Source organism: Siphonobacter sp., from assembly GCF_048595215.1.
In the GTDB taxonomy this organism is placed as follows: Bacteria; Bacteroidota; Bacteroidia; order Cytophagales; family Spirosomataceae; genus Siphonobacter.
Genome location: NZ_JBMDWJ010000177.1, coordinates 1 through 3,490, shown reverse-complemented (window position 1 = coordinate 3,490; position 3,490 = coordinate 1). Strand labels below are relative to the sequence as shown.

Genomic DNA, 3,490 nt, shown 5'->3' with positions numbered 1-3,490 from the left:
CCGAGCGATTGTTCACGACTAGTACAAATTTTGCTTGTGTATGGCGAAGGAGGTCTGAATTCAGATCTCCTTCCTTATATCGATTATCCCTCCATGTTATCGTTTAACCAACCAATGAAAAACTTTTTCCGTATTTCGGTCCTTCTGGTGGGCGTTCTGCTCGCCGGTTCACACGTTAGTTTTGGTCAGGCAAAGAAGTACGCCGTCGGCTTTAAAGTAGGAGAGCCCCTGGGCCTCAATGCCCGGATGTACCTCAACAATAATCGGGCTATTGACGTGGGCTTAGGTACCTACGGGATGCTTTGGGGACGGGAGCGGAAGTACGGTCCACACGGCCGATTCAAGAATACGGGCTGGACCCTGAACGCCAATTACCTCTTCCATACGGGCAACGAAGGCAAACGTTTTCAGGCGTACTACGGATTTGGGGGACAGATTACCAGTCGCCGGAGTTTCCCGGATCGTCTGGCCTCTATTAATGGCTACGAAAATAAAACGGGGATTGGAGCGAGTGGTCTGGCTGGCGTCGAGTACTTCCTGCGGGATTCACCGTTGTCTCTCTTTGCGGATGCTGGTTTGTACGTAGAATTACTACCCGTACCGATCTTCATGCATGTACAGGGAGGCATTGGCGTTCGCTTTAATTTTTAAGGTGAAAAATCCAGAAAGCAGCGGGATTTTATACGAAACGACCGTAACTTGAGATAGTATTAAACGAAAGCAGGCCCAGCCTGCTTTTTTCATCGGTAATGTTTACGATTTACGCGGCTTCGGCGGGGTCAGGAAAGACTTTTACGCTTGCCAAAGAGTTTCTGAAACTGGCTCTATCGAGTCATCCAAACGAAGAAGGCCTGTCGCAGTTTAGTCCTTCGTACTTCCAGCATATTCTGGCCGTAACGTTTACGAATGATGCGGCTCATGAAATGAAAAGCCGAATCCTGCAAACCTTGCAGGGAATCAGCCGATACCGTACGCTCGACGAAACAGCTCGGCGGAAAGTAGAAGCCTACCGACAACTGCTCTTACAGGAAATCACGGACCCTCAGACGGGACAACCGATTACGGAAGCAGAACTCGAAAAACGTTCGGCTCAAACCTTCCAGGTGCTCCTCCATCAGTATAGCCGATTGTCCGTCTCCACCATCGATAGCTTTACGCAACGGGTAGTGGCGGCGTTTACGGAAGAACTGGGCATTCCCTACAACTTTGAAGTAAGTCTGGAGTCGGATGTAATCGTAGCCGCCGGGGTAGAACAGTTACTGAGTAAGGTAGGGCAGACGGAGTTTAGCCAACTGACGCTGGTACTGGAAGAACTCGTGGCCGAAATGGCCGATGAAGGCAAAAGCTGGACCTCCCTGCGAACGGAATTACAAACCGTGGGCAAGAAGATTCTGGATGATAAACACCGGGATGCCCTGAAAAAGTTATCCGAACTCAGTACGGAAGACTTTTGGGAAATACGCCGACAGATTCGTGAATACTGCCAGTGTCAGGAGGAGGAGTACCGCCGCCTGGGCCGCCTGGCTATGGAACTCATTGAGGAGAAGGCAGCTCTGACCGTTAGTGATTTCAATTACGGAGCTACGGGAGCTGCCGGTTTTCTGCAAAAGGTACGCGACGGACAGAAGCAGTTCGCCGAAGGAGTTTCCTCGCGTTTACAGGCCGTCATCCGGCGGGAGCAAAACTGGATGAAAGCTAAAACACCCCTCCTGATTCTTTCCCAGTTTGAACGTATTGAAGCAGAGCTGGAAGTGGTGGGCCGTGAAGTGGTCAATCTGTACGAGAGTCAGATTGAAAAATATACGCTGTGTCAGGAGTTAGAGAAACATTTGCACAAACTGGCCCTGCTCAAGCAACTGTCCGATGAAGTAAAGGCTATTGAGGATCACTCCGGACAAATTCACATCTCCCGCTTCAACCAGTCCATTCTCAACATTGTATTAGAAGAGCCCGTACCCTTTTTGTACGAACGACTCGGGGAGAAGTTTCATCACATCCTCATTGACGAGTTTCAGGATACATCACAACTTCAGTGGCTGAACTTTATGCCGCTGATTGACAATAGCTTATCCTCCAGTCATTACAATCTTGTAGTGGGTGACGCGAAGCAAAGTATCTACCGCTTTAGAGGGGGAGAAATGGAGCAGCTGGTCCATCTTCACCAGAGCAAAGGCAGTGATCTGTCGCCGATGCTGCCGCCCGGGAATACCATTAACTGGAACGTAGGCGATCGTCTGCTGACCATTTCCCGGCATTTGCAACCGGAGGTGCTCAACTACAATCGGCGGAGCTGTAAGGAAATTGTTGATTTCAACAATGACCTGTTAAAGCATGTGCTGGATCATCAGATTCGGGAAGAATGGCAGGTGACGCCGCGTATTTATCAAACCTATTTCCAGAAAACGCCCGAAGTAAACCCCAAGTGCGGTGGACACGTACAGATCGATTTTCTGGAAACGGAGGCGGATACGGAACCAACGCCCGCCTTTGTTATCAACCAGATCAATGCCTGCCGGGCTGAGGGATACACCTACAAAGACATTGCGATTCTGTGTCGGAAAAACCGGCACGCCCGGCTGCTGGCGGATACCCTAACCGCCCATCGGATTCCGGTTATTTCCGCCGATTCACTGCTGGTGAGTGCCTCGGTAGCGGTGAATTTAGTCATGGCGTTTTTGCGGGTTCTGGATGCCCCCGATCAGCCGCTGGTCAAATACGAAGCAGCCTACCTGTATTTGAAAGACATTCAGGGGAAAGTTCCGAATGAGGAAATCAACACCCGGATCCGGGCCATGGTGGAATCGACGGATTGGAAAGCCTTCTGGACGTGGCTGAAAGAAGAAGGACAAACCCTGGAGCCTTCGGTATTACGTAAGTTCGGACTGTTCGAACTTTGCGAAGAACTGATTGCCCGTTTCCGACTATTCGACGTACCCGCTCAGGCTCCATACCTGTTTCGGTTTCTGGACTACGCTCAGGATTTCTCCGTTCGCAAAAGCGGCCATCTGAGCGATTTCGTGCAGGATTGGGAACAGCAAAAAAACAAATTGTGCGTCAATACCCCGGAAGGCAGTGACGCCGTTACGATTCAGACGATCCACAAGTCGAAAGGAATGGAGTACGGGGTTGTCTTATTACCGTACGCCAACTGGAGCTTCACGTCGAATCAGTGGGACGAAATCTGGGGAGATCTGGAGGAAGTCGAGTTAGAGGAACTACAACTGCCCGAGAGTGGCGAGCGTCAGCTTCGTCGTTTGCGTACCGCTCCTTTTTCGGTGACGCAGAAACTCGCTCAAACGCACCTGAAAGCCGAATACGAACGCGAAACGGAGCAAACCTTTCTCGATAATCTAAATCTGTTGTACGTGGCCCTGACCCGTGCCGTTGAACGCTTATACGTGTCGATGGAAGTAAAACGGAGCAAGAAGGGCGAGCCTTTAAAAGATACCGTCGGACAGTTTTTTGCGAGTTACGTCGATTCGGACGAAGG

2 protein-coding genes are annotated in these 3,490 nt (G+C 50.5%); both read left to right on the top strand.

Annotated features, from left to right (window positions below):
- Positions 1–114 precede the first annotated feature (114 nt).
- Entirely contained in the window at positions 115–651 is a 537-nt protein-coding gene (locus ACOJTG_RS10480; protein WP_420153765.1) for a hypothetical protein, read from the top strand.
- Positions 652–749: 98 nt separating this feature from the next.
- The coding region (locus tag ACOJTG_RS10475; protein WP_420153764.1) for a UvrD-helicase domain-containing protein at positions 750–3,490 on the top strand (2,741 nt) is incomplete at its 3' end.